The sequence below is a fragment of the Rhodovulum tesquicola genome (assembly GCF_024128855.1).
GTDB classification, from domain to species: Bacteria; Pseudomonadota; Alphaproteobacteria; order Rhodobacterales; family Rhodobacteraceae; genus Rhodovulum; species Rhodovulum tesquicola.
Map to the genome: position 1 here is coordinate 23,331 of NZ_JAMYDV010000015.1, position 20,813 is coordinate 44,143.

14 protein-coding genes are annotated in these 20,813 nt (G+C 68.3%); 11 read left to right on the top strand and 3 right to left on the bottom strand.

Annotation, left to right across the window (positions count from 1 at the left end; all coding sequences use genetic code 11):
- Window positions 1-101: 101 nt before the first annotated feature.
- The 3 genes from NHN26_RS12755 to NHN26_RS12765 all read right to left on the bottom strand — a co-directional run bounded on the left by NHN26_RS12755 (window position 102) and on the right by NHN26_RS12765 (window position 1,962).
- A complete protein-coding gene (locus tag NHN26_RS12755) occupies window positions 102-986 on the bottom strand; it encodes a transglutaminase-like domain-containing protein (protein ID WP_253089787.1) in 885 nt (294 codons plus the stop codon).
- A 210-nt stretch (window positions 987-1,196) separates the two neighbouring features.
- The gene (locus tag NHN26_RS12760) at window positions 1,197-1,697 is read right to left on the bottom strand and encodes a GNAT family N-acetyltransferase (protein ID WP_253089788.1); all 501 of its coding nucleotides are present in this window, start codon (window positions 1,695-1,697) and stop codon (window positions 1,197-1,199) included.
- A gap of 1 nt (window position 1,698) precedes the next feature.
- The gene (locus tag NHN26_RS12765) at window positions 1,699-1,962 is read right to left on the bottom strand and encodes a YjhX family toxin (RefSeq protein WP_253089789.1); all 264 of its coding nucleotides are present in this window, start codon (window positions 1,960-1,962) and stop codon (window positions 1,699-1,701) included.
- A gap of 385 nt (window positions 1,963-2,347) precedes the next feature.
- Between NHN26_RS12765 and NHN26_RS12770 the strand changes: the two genes are divergently transcribed.
- The 11 genes from NHN26_RS12770 to NHN26_RS12820 all read left to right on the top strand — a co-directional run bounded on the left by NHN26_RS12770 (window position 2,348) and on the right by NHN26_RS12820 (window position 20,812).
- The gene (locus tag NHN26_RS12770; protein ID WP_253089790.1) at window positions 2,348-8,395 is read left to right on the top strand and encodes a hypothetical protein; all 6,048 of its coding nucleotides are present in this window, start codon (window positions 2,348-2,350) and stop codon (window positions 8,393-8,395) included.
- Window positions 8,396-8,454: 59 nt separating this feature from the next.
- Window positions 8,455-8,991 (top strand): VPLPA-CTERM sorting domain-containing protein, encoded by a 537-nt coding sequence (locus tag NHN26_RS12775; RefSeq protein ID WP_253089791.1) that lies wholly within the window; start codon window positions 8,455-8,457, stop codon window positions 8,989-8,991.
- 109 nt (window positions 8,992-9,100) lie between these two features.
- Window positions 9,101-10,267: an ABC transporter ATP-binding protein gene (locus tag NHN26_RS12780; RefSeq protein WP_253089792.1), complete on the top strand. Its 1,167-nt coding sequence runs from the start codon at window positions 9,101-9,103 to the stop codon at window positions 10,265-10,267.
- Window positions 10,264-11,400 (top strand): ABC transporter substrate-binding protein, encoded by a 1,137-nt coding sequence (locus NHN26_RS12785; RefSeq protein ID WP_253089793.1) that lies wholly within the window; start codon window positions 10,264-10,266, stop codon window positions 11,398-11,400. The genes NHN26_RS12780 and NHN26_RS12785 overlap by 4 nt, the downstream gene beginning before the upstream one ends.
- A gap of 49 nt (window positions 11,401-11,449) precedes the next feature.
- Window positions 11,450-12,310, top strand: coding sequence for an ABC transporter permease (locus NHN26_RS12790; RefSeq protein WP_253089794.1), 861 nt, complete (start codon window positions 11,450-11,452; stop codon window positions 12,308-12,310).
- Entirely contained in the window at window positions 12,307-13,110 is an 804-nt protein-coding gene (locus tag NHN26_RS12795; RefSeq protein ID WP_253089795.1) for an ABC transporter permease, read from the top strand. Before NHN26_RS12790 ends, NHN26_RS12795 begins: the two co-directional genes overlap by 4 nt.
- Before the next feature lie 229 nt (window positions 13,111-13,339).
- Window positions 13,340-14,350, top strand: a complete 1,011-nt coding sequence (locus NHN26_RS12800) for a glycine betaine ABC transporter substrate-binding protein (protein ID WP_435594207.1) — start codon at window positions 13,340-13,342, stop codon at window positions 14,348-14,350.
- 77 nt (window positions 14,351-14,427) lie between these two features.
- A complete protein-coding gene (locus NHN26_RS12805; RefSeq protein WP_253089796.1) occupies window positions 14,428-15,315 on the top strand; it encodes an ABC transporter permease in 888 nt (295 codons plus the stop codon).
- Entirely contained in the window at window positions 15,312-16,322 is a 1,011-nt protein-coding gene (locus NHN26_RS12810; protein WP_253089797.1) for a quaternary amine ABC transporter ATP-binding protein, read from the top strand. The genes NHN26_RS12805 and NHN26_RS12810 overlap by 4 nt, the downstream gene beginning before the upstream one ends.
- A gap of 269 nt (window positions 16,323-16,591) precedes the next feature.
- Window positions 16,592-17,692: an efflux RND transporter periplasmic adaptor subunit gene (locus tag NHN26_RS12815; protein ID WP_253089798.1), complete on the top strand. Its 1,101-nt coding sequence runs from the start codon at window positions 16,592-16,594 to the stop codon at window positions 17,690-17,692.
- Window positions 17,693-17,695: 3 nt separating this feature from the next.
- Window positions 17,696-20,812, top strand: a complete 3,117-nt coding sequence (locus tag NHN26_RS12820) for an efflux RND transporter permease subunit (protein ID WP_253089799.1) — start codon at window positions 17,696-17,698, stop codon at window positions 20,810-20,812.
- Window position 20,813 lies beyond the last annotated feature (1 nt).

The window sequence follows — 20,813 nt, forward strand, 5'->3', positions numbered from 1 at the left end:
CCGCATTCGGTTGCGCCGGATCGGCGGGCGCCGTGCCCGCACGCATCCGCCCGGAAACCTTGGGCAATGGGCGTCGGTCGGGTCGCGGCGCGGCGCGGCCCTCAGCCCGGGGGGGCGAGCGTCAGCGCCTCGGCCGCCGGGCGGGTCGCCAGCATGTCGTGCAGGACGGCATCGCCGGGCGTGCCGGGCACCTCGTCGGTCCAGACCCGGAACAGGTTCAGGTCATGGGCCCCGAAGGAGGTGATCATCGCGCCGTCGGCGGCGTCGCGGCCGCGCACCATCAGCACCCGGCCGATCCGGGGCGTGTTGTAGCGCGCATCGAAGGTATACCAGCGGCCGCCCAGATAGGCCTCGAACCAGGCGCAGAAATCGCCGGGGCCGGAATGGGGCATGTCGATATCGCCCAGATATCCGCTGGCATAGCGGGCGGGAATGTTCATGGCCCGGCAGAACGCGATGGCGAGATGGGCGAAGTCGCGGCAGACGCCGGTCCTTTCGCGCTGCGCGTCGCTGGCGGTCTTGGTGGACCGGCCGAAGCCGTAGCCGAAGGTCAGGTGGGTGTGGACATGATTGCAGATCGCCTGAACCCGCGCCCACCCCGGCGGGGTCGATCCGAACAGGCGCAGCGCCTCGGGGGCCAGCGCGTCGGAATCGCAATATCGGCTCGCGGTCAGGAATTGCAGGGTCTCGGGCGGCAGGTCGCCCACATCGTGCTGCTGTGCGGTCCAGTCGATGATGTCGGGCCTGCCGTCGACCTCGACGATGCAATCGGACCACAGCCGCAACTGCCCGGCGGGCGCCCGCAGCCGGGTCAACCGGTTCCCGAAGGAATCGGGAAACGTCTCCAGCGGCCGCGCGGGGTCGGCCCGCACCGCGGCCGAGCCGATGATCCGGCCGTCAAAGCTGGAATGCGGGCAGAGGGCAAGGACCAGGACGCTCTCTTCCTTGCTGTCGATGACGATCTCGTAGCCGATGCGAATGAACATTGCCGCCTTTGCGCTCCTGACATGGGACCCTAGGGATATAGGGTGCCGCGTCCCGTCTGCACGGTGCCTGTCCGGGAATGGCGCCTGTCCGGGGCGATCGGCAGACCTGCATGGGCAAGGTGGCGGACGATCCGCGCGATGCTCCGCATCAAGCGCCGGCCCCTGCACGCGGTCGGGCGGCACCCCTTGGGTATGCAGCCCGACCTTCTGTCACGCCTGCTGGTCCAGGCCGAATGCCGGGTGATGGATCAGTTCGCCTTCAGGCGCGATGTCGTCGAAGGGCAGGGCCTGAACCAGCTCGGGCGGACATCCGGCGACGCCCAGGCCGGGAAAGGCCCGAAAGCCGAAGCGGCCATAATAGGCGGGGTCGCCCACCAGCGCCGCGCCCCGACTTGTCGCCCGCAGCCTGCAAAGGGCGTGTTCCATCAGGGCCGTGCCGATACCCTGGCCATGGCGCGACGGCAGGACGGCAAGCGGGCCGATCAGGTGCCACCCGTCCCGGATCCCGATCCGTGCGGGCGAGGCGGCCAGATACCCGACCACCTCGCCCTCCTCCTCGGCCACGAGCGAGAGGCTCAGCCCGCCCGCCGCGCGCAGCGCCTCGACGATGCCTGCCTCGGTTCCCGTGGCGTGCGCGAGCATCGACAGGGCCCGGGTGACGACCCGGCCGATCGCCGGAATGTCGCGGGCTGTTTCATTGCGGATCAGCATGTCATGCCCCCTGATTGTCGAGTTGCGCGCGGACCGACATCCGGCCGCGTTTCGAGATGCGATAAGGGCCGCCCGACCGGGATTCGATCAGCCGCTTGCGCCGCAATCGTCCGAAGGTGGCCAGGTCGAAATCGGCAAGGATCATCCCCTCGCGCGTGATGCAGGTGACCGCGGTGACCTTGGGGCCGTCATCGCGTTCGTGCCGGATGCAGCCGCCAAGGGCCAGAACGTGCAAGGCACGCTGTTCGTGTCGTGAGATATTCATGGAGGTCTCGTGTGATGGACGTGACAAAAGCCCGGGCGCGCATGCGCCCGGCGGTCCTGATTTCACGCGGCTCTCTGAGATTCAGAGAGCCCTGTCACACAAGCTCTGACATCCAGTCCCCATTGACCGAGCGGCCCAGGCTGGGGCCGCTCGCGCCGGGGATCTAGCAACCACGCAGCCCGGAAACAACGCCGAAGAATGACGCAGCCCGGCGCCTGGGCAGCCGGTCGCGCCGTCACCGTCCCGCAGGTGATGATCCTGCGCGCCTATTGTCACCGTGCCGATACAGCAATGCGCGATGGATCGCGCAGCGCCCGGCCGTGTGAGTCGCGGCGCAGGCAATCCGGGTCAGGTCCAGAACGGACCGATGCAGGCGGGGGACGACATGACGCGCGATCTTGGAGACATCTCTTTCGGCAAGGCCAGCGAGTTCGGCATTCCCGGCATCGCCGGAATCGACCCCGATGTGCTGGCGCTGCCCGCCTTCGGACCCGACCGGGCGCTGGTGCTGGTGCCGCAGACGGGCGCGGCAGAATGGGCCCTCGGGCTCGACCTCTATCTTCCGCAGCCCGCCCCGGGCGCCTATGTGGCGCTGGTGCAGACCGGCGGCGGCGATGCCGACCTGTTCCTGCGCGACAATGGCGATGGCACGGCCGGGCTGGGCATTGCGGGCGTCTACGAGGGCGCGGTGCCCTATGACAGCTGGGTGCGCATCGTCGCGACCTTCACCGTCGAGGACGGCGCGACGGTCCTGCGCAAATATGTCGACGGCACGCTGGTCGGCACCCAGATCCTGGGCGTCACCAGCCGCTGGACGGTGGGCGAGGCTGGCCTGCGGCTTTTCACCGACAATGACGGCGAGACCGCGCCGCTGGTCGTCTCGTCGGTCTTCTACACGTCCGACCTGCCCTCGGCGCCCGAAGTGGCCGCGATCCTTGCCAGTTTCCCCACCGCCGATGCGGCGGGCCTCTTCCCGGTGCAGCCCTCGGCCGGGGCGGTGCAGATCGACTTTGCGGGCGCGGACCTGACCCCGCGCTTCGGCGAGGCGGCGGTGATCCTGGACGGCGCCGATTTCCGCACGCCGGTTGCCTTTGGCGACAGCATCGTGGCGCAGGCCTCGCAATTCGGGATCGCCGGGCCGGGCGGGGCCGACATTCCCGTGCTGTCCTTTTCCGCCTTCGCCCGGGACGAGGGGCTGCGGCTTGCCCTGCCCGAGGGGCTGGCCGACATCGCCAGCTACACGATGGTCTGGGATGTGCGCGTGGGCGACATGCAATCGGGGTGGTTCGCCTTCCTTCAGACCGATGTCACCCAGTCGGGCGATGGCGAGTTCTTCGCCCGCGGTTCCGACCGGGGCATCGGCATCGGCGGGGATTATGACGGCGCGCTTCCGTTCGAGGAATGGGCGCGGGTGGCGATCACCGTCGAGGACCTGGGCGACGGCACCTCGCGCCTGTCGAAATATATCGACGGCGTGCTGATCGACCAGCAATCGGTCTCGACCGCCCGCTTCACCCTCGATGCCGGGACCGGGTTCCTGATCCTGACCGACAATGACGGCGAGACGGCGCCGGGCTTTCTGGCGCATTTCGGCGTGACCGCCCGGGTTCTTGCCCCGGCCGAACTGGCCGCGCTTGGCGGGGCCGATGGCGCGGGACCGTTCGGAGATGACGGGCTGTCGGCGCAGATCGGCTTTGACGGCTACGCGCCTGCGGTCGAGTTCGGCTTTGCCGGCGTGACGCTCAGCGATACGGTTCCGGTCGAAAAGCCCGTGATCGCCAATCCGATCAAGGACATGCTGGTCACGCCCACGACCGCCCCGATAAGCTTCGATCTGGCCGAGGTGTTCGGCGCGGGCGCAACGGGCTTTGCCGTCACCACCTCGAACGGCGCCGCCGTCGACGCCCGGATCGTGGACGGCACGCTTGCCCTCAGCTTCGGCGCGCTTGGCCATTCCGATCTGGTCGTGACCGCCACCGATGCCGCCGGCAATCTGCTGACCGATACCGTGCGCGTCCGCGTCGCGGGCGAGGGCGCCTATACCATCGCGATCCTGCCCGACACCCAGGACTATACCTCGAACGCCACGATCACGCCGACCTTCGCGCTGATGACCCAGTGGCTGGCCGACAATGCCGAGGGGCTGAACCTTGGCTTCGTCACCCATGTCGGCGATGTCACCCAGACCGCCACCGCGGGCCAGTTCGCCATCGCGCGCAGCGCCATGGACATCCTTCGCGATGCGGGCATTCCCTATTCCGTCCTGCCGGGCAACCACGACATCGGCACCGGCGGGTCCGCGAATATCCGCGAGACCGCGACCTACAACGCCGCCTTCTCGACCGCCTACATGTCGGAGGATCCCACCTTTCGCGGGGTCTATGACCAGGAACCCGACCGCTACGACAACAACTATCACCTCTGGACCGCGCCGGACGGCACCGGCTGGATCTTCCTCAACCTCGAATTCGGACCGCGCGACGACGTGCTTCGCTGGGCCGATGACGTGCTGACGCAGCATGGCGACCGCAAGGCGATGGTCACCACCCATTCGATGATGAACTGGGACGGCCTGCATGACAGCCTGGGCGGCCCGCTTCAGGGCGAGGGCGCGGGCTATGATTACGGGATCGGCAACGATCCGCAGGGGGCCTGGGACGGCATGACGCTGTGGCAGGAGGTGCTTGCCCGGCATCCGAACGTTCTGTTCACCGCGGGCGGGCACATCTTCGGCGACGGGGCCGAGACGCTGGTTTCCTACAACGATTTCGGCAACCCGGTGTTCCAGTTCCTCGTCAACTACCAGAACGGCGTCGCGAACGAGGCCAATGGCGCGGGCGATCCCCTGCGCGGCGGCAATGGCGGCAATGGCGCGATCCGCCTGGTCACCATCGACCCGGAAAACGGCACCTTCTACACCTCGACCTGGTTTGCCGGGTTCGACACCTATTTCACCGGCTATCGCGGCGCGCCCGAGATGTCCCGCGACGGGTTGCAGGGCCCCTATGTCGGCCATGAAGAGACCTATACCGGGCTCGATCTGGGGGCGCGCCGGGCCGAGGCGATCGCGAATGCGGGCGATGACATGGTGGTGGCGGGCGCGGTGACGATCGACGCCTCGCGCAGCACCAACCCCAATGGCGAGGACCTCGTCTATACCTGGACCGACGCGGCCGGGAAGGTGATCGCGACGGGCGCGACCGCCACCGTCAGCCTGCCCGCGGGCGTCAACGACCTGACGCTGACCGTCACGGCCCCGGGCGGCGTGCAAAGCAGCGATAGCGTGCGGGTGATCGCGACCGATGCGAATACCCTGCTGGTCGAGACCTTCAACAACGGCGACGCGGCAGGCTGGGTCGCGCCCGAGGCCGGGCTTGCCGCGCTGACGCGGCTTGGCACCGATCTGGGCCTTTCGCTGCCCTCGATCGAGGGCATCGAACAGCGCAGCCTGACGCTGGCCTTCGACAGCCACTGGCGCCCCGAGGACAGCCAGACGGCCGAGGTGCTGGTCTCGATCGACGGCGCCGCACCCGCCGCGCTGATGCGCTTCGACAGCGACACGACGCAGGATGACGGCTCGAACCGGAACGAACGGATCACGCTCGACTTCCTCGTGCCCGCCACCGCGGCCACGGTGGAACTGTTCTGGAAGATGAGCGAGGCGGGCAATGACTGGTTCTGGGCGATCGACAATGTCGAACTGACCGATGCCGATGGCACCGTCCTGATCGCCGAGGATTTCGACAGCCTTGCCGACCGGCTGCTGCCCGCGGTGGACGAGGCCATTCCGGTCCTCGGCTGGACCCATGAACCGCCCCCCGGCTGGCAGGTCGACACCCCCGACAGCGTGCCCCAGGGCACGACCGAATGGCGCGGCTGGAGCTTTGCCACGCCCGAATTCTGGACCTCGGCCGATGGCCAGGGCCGCGCCGAATTCACCCGCGGCACCGGCATCATCGCCATTGCCGATCCCGATGAATGGGACGATTTCAACGGCGGCTCGGAAACCGGCACCGATTTCGAGACCACGCTGGCCGCGCCCGTCGTGATGCTGGACGGAACCGGCGCGCAGGGCGTGGGCGTGGTGCAGGTTCCCGCGCTGGCCCCGACCCGCGGTCTGCTGGTCGCGCCCGATGCGGCGGGTCCGATCACCGACTACACGCTGGTCTACGACCTGTATGTCGCCGATGGCCAGGGCACCTGGGCTTCGCTGTTCCAGACCGACCCGGGCAATGCCAATGATGCGGAACTGTTCCTGCGCAATGTGGGCAACGGCACCGGCGGGATCGGCATTTCCAACGCCTATGATGGCGCCTTCACCTATGACGCCTGGACCCGCGTCGCCGTCACCGTCAGCGTCGAGGACAACGCGCATGTGCTGCGCAAGTATCTGGACGGGGCGCTGGTCGGCACCCAGGTCGTGGATGGCGACATCACCAACGGCTCGCGCTGGACGATCGACGGCGACCGGGGCTTCCTGCTGTTCTCGGACAATGACGGCGAGACCGCCCAGATCCACGCCGCCGCCTTCGCCTTTGCGGGCCGGGCGCTCGACGCGGCCGAGATCGCGGCGCTTGGCGGCGTGGATGCCGACGGGCCGTTCGACACCGCCCCCGATCCGCTGGCGGCGCAGTTCCGCTTTGACGGCGCGCTGGGTGCGACCGATTTCGGCAGCGCCGACCTGCGCGAGGTGACGTTCGGCGCCGATACCGGCACGCCTTTCTTCGTCAAGGGCACCGCCTTCTCGCGCGCAGGCGATGACGGGCTGGCCGCGCCGCAGGGGGCGCTGTTCGACCAGTCGAACCGGGCCGACAACCTGCTGCTCTGGGCGGCGGGCGATTGGCAGGACATCGTGATGGACCTCACCCTGACCTCGCTCGACAACGACACGATGGGCGTGGTGTTCCGCTATCAGGACGCGCAGAACTTCTACCGGCTGACGCTCGACAACGAAACCAACCTGCGCCAGCTCGTCAAGGTCGCGGACGGGGTCGAGACGCTCCTGGCCAGCCAGGCGGGCGGGTACACCTTCTATGACGCGGTCGACCTGCGGCTGCGCGTGGAGGGCGGCGATATCGCGGCCAGCCTTGACGGCGTCGTGCTGTTCGGCGGCACCGTCCAGGATGCCGACCCGCTGGGTGCGGGCACCATCGGGCTCTACTCCTCGGGCCAGCGCAGCACGATCTTCGACGACATCCTGGTGCGCGCCCCCGCGCCCGAGGCGGTGGCGGGGCCGCGCCTCATGCTGGTCGATTTCGATGGCGACGGGCGCGAGACCGTGCGGCTGGATGCGGCGATGTCGGTCGATCCGCTGGGCTGGAACGGCGGCACCGCCCCGGTGGCCGAGTTCGAGGCCGTGGCCGGGCGCAACCGCTTCACCCTGACCGCGGGCGAGCAGAGCGCGGTGCAGATCGTCGATGTCATCAGCGGCGACCGGTTGATCGCGGCCGACCGGTTCGAGGATGGCGACGCCGCGGGCTGGCGCTTCGTCGACACGACCGAAACCGGCGGTCCGGCCGACTGGCAGGTGGTGAACGGCGCGCTTGTCGAGCTTTCGGGCGCGGCCTCGCGCGAACTGACCTGGGCGGGGGCCTCCAATCCCGATGTCTGGAAGACCGGCTGGTCGCCGCTGGGCGACGGGGTCTATGCGCTGCACAAGGGCAGCTATGCCCTGTGGGAAGGCGACATGGCGCTGTCCGACTACGCCATCGAGGCGCTGGTCAGCGTGCCCGGCAAGGGCGGCGTCGGCTTCATGCTGAACTGGCAGGACCCGGACAACTACTACAAGCTCGAGATCGACGCGCGGGTCGGTCTGACCACGCTGGTCAAGGTGGTCGAGGGCTATGAAAGCTATATCGGCCGGGTCGCCGCCACCTATACCCCGGAGGAAACCTTCCACCTGCGCGCCCAGAATGTCGATGGCAAGATGCAGGTCTGGATCGACGGGCACGAGATGTTCGCCCGTCCGCTGGAGGATCGCGACCTCGATGGCGGCGCCGCGGGGCTCTATGCCTGGGGTGCGGCGGGGGCAAGCTTCGACGACGTGGCCATCATCGACCTGTCGGGGCCGTTCCTCAACCACATCCACGGCACCGCGGGCAACGACATGCTGACCGGCACCGCCGCGGATGACCTGATCCTGCCGGGGGCAGGGGCCTATGACCGGATGGCAGGCGGGGCCGGGGCGGATGTGTTCTGGTTCGCGGATGAGCTGTCCAACGGGATCCGCGAGCGCAACATCATCAGCGATTTCGAGGCCGGACTCGACTCGATCCTTCTGCCCGAGGGGATTTCGGTCGCGGTCCAGTCCACCGCCAGCGCGCTGGTGCTTCAGGTCGGGCCGGATGGCGACCTGATCTATGTGACGGGCACGGGGCTGATCGAGGACGATCTGGGGCTGCGCTTCGGCACGCCCGAGATGCTGGTGGCCTGAGGGTGAATGTGAAAACCGGGCGGTCCGCGAGGGCCGCCCCCTTTCGATGGGGAAGACCAATGAACGACCTTCTGAAATCGGCCGCCCTGGTCGCGGCGCTGGCCTTCGGTGACGCGGCGCAGGCGGGAACGCTGGGCGTGGCGACCGGCGCGCCGGTCAGCACCGCCAGCGGCAGCTTCGACTATATCGCCGACTTCGGCGACCTGTTCAGCCTGGACACGACCTTCGCCTCCGGGCCACTGGCCGGGCTGAGCGCGCAGATCTTCGTCAGCCCTGGCGATCCGCTGGCGGCGGTCTTCGACTTCGACCAGACCCTGGCGGTGGTCCTTCAGGCGGGGTCTTCCGTCGATGCGATGGAGTTCCTGCTGGACGCCGTCCCCGGCCATGAGGGCGGCGCGCTGGTGACGCTTTCGGGCTTCGGCCTCGGGCTTGATCCCTTCGTCCATTTCGCCGATGCGGCCGAGGACGGGCAGTTCGCCGACGTCGCGGTCACGGTTGCCAGCCTTGCGGATGTGCAGCCGGTCCCGCTTCCGGCCAGCGCGCTGCTGCTGCTCGGGGGCCTTGCGGGCCTCGGCCTCGCCGCGCGCCGTCGCTAGGCGGGCCCGGCCTGCGTCCGGCGACATGAAACCGTCGCCGGACTGCAACAGGGCCGTCATGCAAAACCCCTAGCCCCTCCGATGGGCGCGACGGGCGGAAGGCGTGGCCGTGCAAGGGCACAGACATCTCGAGATCGAGGGGCTTCGGGCGGGCTATGGCGCGACCGCGGTGCTGGAGGCCATCGACCTTTCGGTGCCGCGCGGCGCGTTCGTGGCGCTCCTGGGCGCGTCGGGCTGCGGCAAGAGCACGCTGCTGCGCGCCATCGCCGGGTTCGAGATGCCGCAGGCGGGGCGCATCCTGCGCGACGGGGTCGAGATCACGGCCCTGCCCCCCGACCGGCGGGGCATGTCCATGGTGTTCCAGTCCTACGCGCTCTGGCCGCACAAGACGGTGGCCCAGCACCTGGCCTATGGGCTGGCGCTGCGCCGCCTGCCGCGCGCCGCCATCGCGGCAAGGGTGGCCGACGTGCTGGCGATGCTGGGGCTTGACGGGCTGGAAGGGCGCAAGCCGGGCGCCCTGTCCGGCGGTCAGCGCCAGCGGGTCGCTCTGGGGCGCGCGCTGGCGGTCGAGCCCGAGATCCTGCTGCTGGACGAGCCGCTGTCCAATCTCGACGCGCGCATCCGGCTGCAATTGCGCACCGAGATCCGCGCGCTTCAGCAACGCCTTGGCATCACAACGATCCTTGTCACCCATGACCGCGAAGAGGCCATGGTGATGGCCGACCGCATCGCGATCCTGGACCGGGGCCGCATCCTGCAACAGGGCAGTCCGCAGGACATCTATACACGCCCCGGATCGGCCTTCGTCGCGGCATTCATGGGCGCCGAGAACCTGTTGCCGCTCGAGGCGGTGGCCGAGGGCGGGCAGGTGATCCTGGCCGGGTCGGACTGGAACGCGCCGCTCCTTGTCCCGAACCTGGCGCCGGGCCCGGTCGAGCTGCGCTTTCGCCCCGCCGGGGGCGCGCTTTGCCCCATCGACGCGCCGCCGCCCGCAGCGGGCACGCTGTCGCTGTTCGGCACGGTCGCGTCCTGCAGCTATCCGGGCGATGGCTGGCTGCACCGGGTGCAGATCGGCCCGGCCAGCGTCGAGGCGCTGGCCCCGCGCGCCCATCCTGCGGGCAGCCGCGTCCGGCTGGATCTGCCGCCGGACAGGGTCTTCCTCTTTGCCGCCTCCGCCGACGGGCGCGGCGCCGCCATCGGTCCCGGTTCGCGGGGCGACCGGACCGGTCCCATCCTCCCGGCCGCACAGGCCCGCCCCGAACGGAGCTTCACATGAGACCCACGCTTGCCGCCATCCTGTCCCTCGGGCTGTCGATCGGCCCGGCCCAGGCCGAGGACCTGACCGTCCTGACCGCGGGCGATCAGAACATGGTCGATTATGTCAACGAGTATCTCGGCCCGCTCTTCGAATCGCGCCATCCGGGCGTCCGGGTCCGCGCCGTCGGCACCGGGCCGGGCGATGCCGGATCGCAGAAGATCACCGAACGCTTCGAGGCCCAGGCGGCCGCCGGATCCGCGCTCTGGGATACCGATGTGGCCGTGGTGCACGAGAAATTCGCAGGCCCCATGGTGAAGGCGGGCTGGCTGGCGCCCTATCGCGACCAGATCGCCACCGGCGCGCTGGTGACCCGGGCCAATGCCGACATGGCCCTGGGAACCGAGGTGAAGGGCCATGTCATGCCCATGTTCAACAGCCAGACCGCGCTGGCCTACAACCCCGCCATGGTGCCCAATCCGCCGCAAAGCTATGACGAGCTGAAGCTCTGGGTCGCCGAGAACCCGGGCAAGTTCGGCTATAACGGCATCAAGGGCGGCGCCTCCGGCGTCAGTTTCGTCATGGGCTGGGTCTATGCCTATGGCGCGGGCGATTCCGACAAGCTGATGAACGGCCCCTTCGACGAGGCCGAGATCCAGGGCTGGACCGCGGCCTTCGACGATCTGGCCGCCTTCACGAAGAACGCCACGCTGACCGCGGGCAATGCCGGGACGCTGGACATGCTGGCGCGCGGCGAGATCGCCATCGGCCCGGTCTGGGTGGACATGTTCTATTCCTGGCAGGCCAACGGCCAGCTTCCGCCCGAGTTCCGCCTGGTGCTGCCCGCCCCCGGCATGCCCGGCCAGCCGATGCATTTCGTCATCCCCGCCAAGGCGCCCAATGGCGACCTGGCGCGGGCCTTCGTCGAACTGGCCACCAGCCCCGAGGTGCAGGCCGAGGGCATCGTCGAGCGGTTCAACTGGTATCCCGGCATCGACGCCCAGCATGTCGAGGCCGCGCTGCCCCCCGAGACCTGGGCCAAGCTCTTCACCGATGTCACGCCCGAGGATCTGGCGACCCGGGGCAAGCCCTTCCCGATCGCGCCCTACAACAACGCGATCCTCGAAGCCTATGAACGCCACCTTGCCCAGTGACGGCCCCCGGCCCGGCCCCTTCGGGTCGGGCCAACCGGCCCCGACCGCCATGCAGACCGCCCCCCACCACCCCCCGTTCCGCCGCCGCGCGGCCCTGCCGCTGGCGGGGCTGGCGCTTGTCGCCCCGGCGCTGCTGTCGGTGCTGGTCTTCTTCGTGCTGCCGCTGGCGGCCTCGGTCGAGGGGGCCTTTCGCACGCCCGAGGGGCGGGGGCTGGCCAATTTCGTGAAACTGGCCGAACTTTACCGGGCCGACATCCTGTTCACGCTGCTGATCGTGGGTCTGTCGACCCTTCTGACCGGCCTGATCGCGACCGCCATCGCGGGCTACCTGACGCTGGGCCAGAACCCGCGCGCCGTGGCGATCCTGCGCTGGCTCTACCGCTGGCCGCTGTTCATTCCCTTCGTCGTGACCGCGCAGATCATGCGGACCTTCCTGGCCAAGAGCGGGATGCTGAATGCCAGCCTCTCGACGCTGGGCCTGGCCGATGCGGCGACGCTCGGCAGCTGGCTCGACTGGCGCGGCATCGTCCTTGCCTTCGTGTGGAAGCAGACGCCCTTCGTCACGCTGCTGCTGGCCGGCGCGATGGCCGCCCTTGACCGCGGCACGATCGAGGCGGCGCGCAATCTCGGCGCCTCGCGGTTTCGCGTGCTGTGGGACATCGTGCTGCCCCAGGCCGCGCGCACGCTGATGACGGGGCTGATCCTGTCCTTCGTCACGATGATGTCGGTGCTGTCGGTGCCGCTGATGATCAATGCCCAGTCGCCCACCATGATCACCGCCGACATCGCCTTTCGCATCAATGCCTATGGCGATTACGGCGTGGCCAACGCGCTGGGGGTCGTCTCCCTGCTGATGACCGGGGCATTCGCCATCCTCTACCTGCGCCTCGGCCTGAGGGAGCGGCGATGAAACGGCTGCTGTGGATCCCCCGCGCGCTGGGGCTGGGGGTGCTGGCCTTCCTGATCTTCGGGCCGATTTCCAACCTGCTGCTCTGGGCCTTCGCCGAAAAGTGGTTCTATCCCCACGCGCTGCCGACCGACTGGGGGTTCGGCTATTGGGGGCGGGTGTTCTCGCCCCGCGGCGGCGCGTGGGAGGCGCTGGCCAACAGCGTGAGCGTGGCGCTGCTGACCGTGGCGCTGTCGCTGGCGCTGTCGATCCCGGCGGGCTATGCGCTGGCCCGCCTGCCCTTGCCCGCCCGGGCGCTGATCCTGATCTCGTTCCTGATCCCGCAGGCGTTCCCGAACCTGACCGTCTATGTCAACATCGCGCGCGTGTTCTATCAGATCGGGTTGAACGGCACGATCGCGGGGGTGGTGATCGTGCATACGGTGCACGGGCTGGTGCTGTCGGTCTGGATCGCCACCGCCGCCTTCGCCGCCGTGCCGGTCGATGGCGAAGAGGCCGCCCGCTCGATGGGGGCGGGGCCGCTACGCGCCTTTCTCGACGTGACGCTGCCCCAGGCGATGCCGGGGCTGCTGGCCGCGGCGATCTTCGTCTTTCTCGAGTCGCTCGACGAATTCACCGGCAGCTATTTCGTCGGCGCGCCGGATGTGCAGATGCTGCCGCTGACGCTGTTCACCGCGGCGGCGGGCGGGAATTACCAGATCGCCTCGATCACCGCGCTGGTGCTTCTGGTGCCCTCGGTGGTCTTCATGCTGGCGGTCGAGCGGTTTCTCAAGGCCGACGTGCTGTCGCGGATCGGCAAGTAGACCCGCCTCGGGGGGCCGAGGCGGCCGCGGGCGCTGCGGCGGGCCTCCGGCTTGCAATCCGGGGCGGGTTGCCCTCTACTGTCGCTACCTGATGGGCAGTCGCCTGCGCCTTTCGGCGCATGGAGTGATGCGGCCGCCCATTGCTTCGCTGGCAGCAGCGTCCTCGCAAACTCGACGTGCGGGCGCGGTCTGTCGCCAAACGAACGATGGAAAGATCAGGGGGAACCTCGTGCATTACAGAACCTTCGGGGCAATCGCATCGATTGCCGGTGCAATCGCCTTTGGCTCCGCGGCCGCCGCGGATGAATGCGCAAGCGTGTCGATCGCGGAAATGAACTGGGCGTCGGCCGAGTTCATGGCCAATGTGGACGCGCTGATCCTAGAACTGGGATATGGCTGCGACGTCTCGCTCGTGCCGGGCGCGACCGAAACCACCTTCGCGTCGATGGAAACGCGCGGCCAACCCGATGTGGCGCCCGAATTGTGGATCAATTCCGTGCGCATCGCGCTGGAGGCGGCAAAGGCCGAAGGCGCGCTGCACGCGCTGAACGACGGCCCGATCACGGGCCTGGGCGAAGGCTGGTGGATCACGCCCGCCTTTGCCGAAGCGCATCCCGAGCTTGACACGGTGGAAAAGGTCCTGGCCCGCCCCGACCTGTTCCCCCATCCCGAGGACCCCTCGCGCGGCGCCTTTGTCGGCTGTCCGGCCGGTTGGGGCTGCCAGCTGGTCAATGCGAACCTGTTCCGCGCCTTCGACATGGAGGAAAAGGGATGGATCCTGGTCGATCCGGGCTCTGCCGCCGGGCTGGACGGGTCGATGGCCCGGGCCGTCGAACGGGGCGAGCCGTGGTTCGGCTATTACTGGTCGCCCACGGCGATGATCGGGCGCTACGACATGGTCGCGCTGCCCTTCGAGGCCGAATGGGCCGGTTCCGACAACTGGGACGGGTGTATCGCGCTGTCCGAACAGGACTGCCTCGATCCGCAGCCCACCTCCTGGACCGTATCGGAAGTCGAAACCGTGGTGACCACGCGCTTCCTTGAAACGGCGGGCGTTGCGAGAGACTACTTTGCGGCGCGCGTCTTTCCGGGCGACGTGATGAACGCGATGCTCGTCTACATGAACGAGAACCAGGCCACCGGCGAGGAAGCCGCGTTCGAGTTCCTTGCCAGCCACGAGGACATCTGGGCCGCCTGGGTGCCCGAGGATGTCGCAAACCGCATCCGCGCCGGGCTTTGACGCCGGGCGCCTGACCTGACGGACGGGGTGCCCTGCCGCGCCCCGTCCCCGTCTGCTTTCCGCAAGGAGTGCGTGTCGTGGATTTCCTGACAACCTTTCCGTCCATGGGCCGCGCCGATCTGGCCGCCCTGCGCCGCGGCATAGATGCCGGTTTCCGCAATTTCTCGCGCGAATGGGGCGAAGCCATCGAAGCCTTCTTCCATCCCTTGCTGATGTTCCTGGTCTGGTTCGACAAGCTTCTGGTGAACACGCCCTGGCCCGTCATCCTCGGGGTCATCGGCGTTCTGGTCTGGGCCGGGTCGCGCAGCTGGGTGATGACGCTCGGCAGCGTGGCGGCGTTCTTCCTGATCGGCTATTTCGGCATGTGGCAGGACACGATGTCGACGCTGGCCATCATCTCGGTCGCGACGATCCTGTGCATCGCGATCGGCATTCCGCTGGGCATCCTGATGGCGCGCTCCAACCGCGCGCAATCGACGATCACGCCGGTTCTGGACGTGATGCAGACCATCCCCTCCTTCGTCTATCTCATCCCGGTCGTGATGCTTCTGGGCATCGGGCGCGTGCCGGGGCTGATCGCGGTGTGCATCTACGCCCTGCCGCCCATCGTGCGGCTGACGAATCTCGGCATCCGGCTGGTGGACCGCGACGTGCTCGAGGCATCGACGGCCTTTGGCGCCTCGGGCTGGCAGAAGCTGTGGGGGGTGCAGGTGCCGCTGGCGCTGCCCAACATCTTTGCGGGCATCAACCAGACGATCATGATGGCGCTGGCGATGGTGGTGATCGCCTCGATGATCGGGGTGCAGGGGCTGGGCGTTCCGGTCCTGCGCGCGATTTCCAACCAGTACCTGGCGCTTGGCGTGATGAACGGGCTGGCCATCGTGGCGCTGGCGATCATCTTCGACCGGGTGTCGCAACGCTATGGCCAGCGGCTTCAGGCCCATCGCAAGGGGCATGGGCAATGAGTGACGCCAAGATCTCGATCCGGAACCTGTACAAGATTTTCGGCCGGACCCCGGACAAGGTGCTGCCGCTGGTCCGCGACGGCGTGTCGAAGGAAGACCTGCTTGCGCAGCACGACCACGTTCTGGGGATCAACGATGTCAGCCTGGATATCCAGCCGCACGGGTTGCAGGTCGTCATGGGCCTGTCGGGGTCGGGAAAATCGACCCTGATCCGCCATATCAACCGGCTGATCGACCCGACCGCGGGGGAAATCCTGATCGACGGCGAGGATGTGCTGCGCATGTCCGAAAGCCGGCTGCGGGACCTGCGGCGGTTCAGGACGTCGATGGTGTTCCAGAAATTCGGATTGCTGCCGCATCGCAAGGTGCTTCAGAACGTGGCCTACGGGTTGCAGGTGCAGGGGAAATCCGAAACGGAAAGCACCAGGGCCGCGCGTCACTGGATCGCGCGGGTGGGTCTTGACGGCTACGAGAACCACTACCCTGCCCAGCTTTCGGGCGGCATGCAGCAGCGCGTGGGGCTGGCGCGTGCGCTGGCCACCGATGCCGACATCCTGTTGATGGACGAAGCCTTCTCGGCGCTCGATCCGCTGATCCGCACCGAGATGCAGGGCATCTTGCTGGAATTGCAGCAGGAACTGCACAAGACCATCATCTTCATCACGCATGATCTGGACGAGGCGCTGCGGCTTGGCGACAATATCGCGATCCTGCGCGATGGCGCGGTCGTGCAACAGGGGAGCGCGCAACAGATCGTGCTGCGGCCCGCCGACGATTACATCCGCGATTTCGTCAAGGATATCAATCGCGGACGGGTCATCCGGCTTGGGTCGCTGGTCGAAGGCACGGCCCCCGGCGGGCCGGTCCTGCCGCATGACACCCTGCTTGAAGACGCGCTTCTGCACCTGTCCGACGCACCGCAACAACGCGTGGCCGTTTCGGACAGGTCGGGCCGGATCATCGGCGGGGTCGATCTGAAAACGGCCATCCGGGCCATCCACGCGTGACGCGGTGCCCGCTGGCGAGCCGACCGGGGCGCGTCAGCCCCCGCGCGTGGCCGCCCGTCGAAAATCTCCCTGACGCGCGCCCGATGCCATATCGGCGTGGCGCGCTAAGGAATGCTCGGGTCAGGACCAAACACCCCGAAGCGCCCGGATGGAAGCATTGTCATCGCAAGACATCTGTCCACAAACTCGAAAAGGTTGACGAATCGTGTGGGGGATCTCCCACAATTTCACCACAGTGTTTGAACTGTCGGGCTCATGGGGGGAGGGGCATGCTGGGAAGACAGGTCCGCCTTGTTGCCGGGGTGGCGCTGCTGCTGTGCAGCGGCGCATATGCGCAACAGGGCCCGGTGCCCGCCGTGGTTGCCGTGCCCGCCGAAATCATGGAACTCGCGGAAACCGCGACCTTCAACGGACGTCTTGACGCCGACCGTCGGGTGGCGCTGGTCGCGCGGGTCGGCGGCACGCTGGAGGAGATCGGTTTCGCTCCCGGCGATCAGGTCGAGGAAGGCCAGCTTCTGTTCCGGATCGAGCAGGCGCTTTACGCCACCGCCGTCAAGGAAGCCGAGGGCGCGCTGCGCGGGGCCGAGGCCGCCCGCGACCGGGCACGGCTGGAACGCGACCGGCAGGCGGAACTGGTCGCCCGCCAGGCCGCCGCGCAGGCGGTTCTGGACAATGCCGAGGCGGAACTTGCCAGCCGCGAGGCCGACATCATGCGCCTGTCGGCCGCGCTGGACCGCGCGCGGCTCAACCTGTCCTATACCGAGATCACCGCCCCGTTTGCGGGCCGGATCGGCACGTCCGCGGTGGATGTCGGCGCGCTGATCGGCCCCGAGGTGGGGGCGCTTGCGACGCTGACGCAGCTTGACCCGATCCATGCCGAATTCCCGGTGCCGACCGCGGTCTTGCGCGACTACAACGACCGGATCGCCGCGGGCGAGGCCAGCAAGCTCCAGGCCGTGACGCTGCAACTGGCCAATGGCAGCACCTACGCCCTGCCGGGCGACGTCGATTTCGTGGACAGCGCCGTCAGCGCGGGCACCGACAGCGTGATCACGCGCGCCCGCTTCGACAATCCCGAGGGTTCGCTGCGGGATGGCGAGCTGGTGCGCGTCACCCTGACCGCGAACAAGCCGAAGGGAGAACTGGCCGTGCCGCAGCAGGCGGTGCAGCGCGACGTGCAGGGCGCCTTCGTGCTGGTCGTGGGCGAGGGCAATGTGGCCGAGCAGCGCCGCGTGACCATCGCCCGCAGCACGCAGGGCCATGCGGTCATCGCCGAGGGCCTGTCGGAAGGCGAACGGGTCATCACCGAGGGGATCAACAAGGTGCGTCCCGGCGCGGTTGTCGATGCCGCCCCGGCCGGGGGCGGCTGACCCATGCTGGCCGATACCTTCATCCGCCGCCCCCGCCTGGCCGGGGTGATCTCGATCGTGCTGTTCCTGGCCGGTCTCATCGCGCTGACGCGGATGCCGGTGGAACAGTTCCCCGACATCGTGCCCCCGCAAGTGTCCGTCATCGCCGCCTATCCCGGCGCGGGGGCGGAGGTCACCGAACAGACCGTCGCCCAGGTGATCGAGGACCAGGTGATCGGGGTGGACGGCATGATCTACATGTCGTCGACATCGGGCGCGGATGGCACCTATATCCTGAATATCAGCTTCGAGGTCGGCACCGATCCCGACATAGCCGCCGTGAACGTGCAGAACCGCGTGGCGCTGGCCGAGCCGCTCTTGCCGGCCGAGGTGAAGCAGACCGGCGTGCGGGTGGCCAAGAAATCGTCCTCGCTGCTGATGGGTGTGGCGATCTACGCCGAGGATGACCGCGTCACCGGGGCGGACCTGACGAACTATGCCCGGATCAACCTGCTGGACCAGTTGAAACGGGTCGAGGGCGTGGGCGATGCCTCGATGTTCGGCTCCAACCAGTTCGCCATGCGCGTCGATCTGGATGTCGCCCGGCTGGCCGCGCTGAACCTGACGCCCGCCGATGTGATCGCCGCGCTGCGCAGCCAGAACGTGCAGGCGGCGATCGGGCGGGTCGGCGGCCAACCGGTGACGCGAGATCCCGGCCTGCAACTGAACATTTCCACGACAGGCCGACTTGAAAGCGCCGAGGAATTTTCCCGCATCATCCTTCGGTCGACCCCCGATGGCGGCGTCGTGCGGGTGGGCGACGTGGCCGAGGTGACGCTTGGCGAGCGCAACTCGGACGTGACCACCAGTTTCGACGGCAAGCCCGCGACGCTGATCGGCGTCTATCTCGCGCCGGGCGGCAACGCGATTGCCGCCGCCGACGGGGTCAAGGCCGCGATGGCGCGTGGCGCAGAGCGGTTCCCCGAGGGCGTGGCCTACGCGGTGGTGTCGGACAGCTCGACCTTCGTCAAGGAAAGCATCGCCGAGGTGCAGAAGACGCTGTTCGAGGCGTTCATCCTGGTCGTGATCGTCGTGTTCCTGTTTCTCGGCTCGCTGCGCGCGACCATCGTGCCGCTGATCGCGGTGCCGGTGGCGCTGGTCGGCACCTTCGCGGTGATGCTGGCGATGGGCTTCACGCTGAACACGGTGTCGCTGCTGGCGCTGGTGCTGGCCATCGGCATCGTGGTGGATGACGCCATCGTGGTGGTCGAGGCGGTCGAGGCCAAGATGGCCGAGAACCCGTCGATGACACCGGCCGAGGCGGCCTCGGCCGCGATGGGCGAGATCACCGGGGCCATCGTCGCGATCACGCTGGTTCTGCTGTCGGTCTTCGTGCCGGTCGCGTTCATCCCCGGCATTTCGGGGCAGTTGTTCCAGCAATTCGCGGTGGCGGTGTCGGTCTCGATGGTGATTTCCGCGATCAACGCGCTGACGCTGGCGCCGGCGCTGTGCGCCATCGTGCTGAAACCCCATCACGGGCCGAAAAAGGGCATAATGGGCCGCATCTCGGCGGGCATCGACTTTGCCCGCGACCGCTATACGGCCGTCGCCGGGGCCCTGGCGCGGCGCGCGGTGCTGGGGGTGGTGTTGCTGGCGGGGGCCATGGTGCTGACCGGCGGGCTGTTCCGCGCGGTGCCCACGGGATTCCTGCCGTCCGAGGATCAGGGCTCGTTCATCGTCGAAACCCGCCTGCCCGAGGCGGCGTCGGTCAACCGCACCGAAGCCGCGCAGCGGCAGGTGGAGGAAATCCTGCTGGGCCTGCCGGGGGTGGAAAGCGTGACCTCGGTCATCGGCTTTTCCATCCTTGACGGGATCACCAAGTCGAACGCGGCTTTCGCGCTGGTCTCGATGCAGGATTTCGAGGAACGGACCACCGAGGAAACCTCGGTCTTCACCGCGATTTCCCAGGCGATGCGCCAGGCGGCGGCGATCCGCGAGGCGCAGGTGATCGCCTTCAACCTGCCGCCCATCGCGGGGCTTGGCAGCGGGTCGGGCTTCGAATTGCAACTGCTGGACATGCAGGGCCGCCCGGCCGACGAACTGGCCGCCACCGCGCGCGGCCTTGCCTTCGCCGCGAATGGCGATCCGCGGCTTTCGGGCGTTTACACGACCTTCTCGGCCGACAGCCCGCAGCTTTTCCTCGATATCGACCGGGAACGGCTTTACGCGCTTGGCATCCCGGTTTCGGATGTCTTCGCGGCGCTGCAACCGACGCTGGGCTCGGCCTATGTCAACGACTTCAACCTGTTCGGCCGGTCCTGGCAGGTGCGGATGACCGCCGCCCCCGGCGATCGCGACGAGGTGGGCGATATCGCGCGCATCCATGTCCGCTCGGCCAGCGGCGAGATGGTGCCGGTGGGCGCCTTTGCCAGCGCCGATTACACGGTCGGGCCGATGTCGCTGCAACGCTACAACAACCAGCGCGCCACCAAGATCAGCGGCGAGCCCGCGCCGGGCGTGGCCTCGGGCGAGGCGCTGGCCGCCATGGAAGAGGTCGCCGCGGCCAACCTGCCGCCCGGTTTCGATGTCGAATGGACGGGCACCGCCCTGCAGGAAAAACAGGCGGCCGGGCAGACCACGGCGATCCTCGCACTCGCCGTGCTGTTCGCCTATCTGTTCCTCGTCGCGCTTTACGAAAGCTGGACGATCCCGGTGCCGGTGCTTCTGTCGGTCACCTTCGGCGTGGCGGGCGCGATGCTGGCGCTGTTGCTGACCGGGCTGCCCTTCAACATCTATGCGCAGATCGGATTGGTGGTGCTGCTGGCGCTGGCGGCGAAGAACGCGATCCTGATCGTGGAATTCGCCAAGGCGCGGCGCGAGGCGGGCGTGGGCATCGTGGAGGCCGCCATCGCGGGCGCCCATGCGCGGTTCCGCGCGGTGATGATGACCAGCTTTGCCTTCATCGCGGGGCTCATCCCGCTGGTCACCGCCGAGGGCGCCTCGATGCTGTCGCGGCGCGCGGTGGGCACTGGCGTCGCGGGCGGCATGCTGGCCGCCGCGCTGGTGGGCATCTTCGTGATCCCCGCGCTTTACGTTGCCTTCCAGACGCTGCGCGAAAGGGTGAAACGCAAGGCGGCCTGAC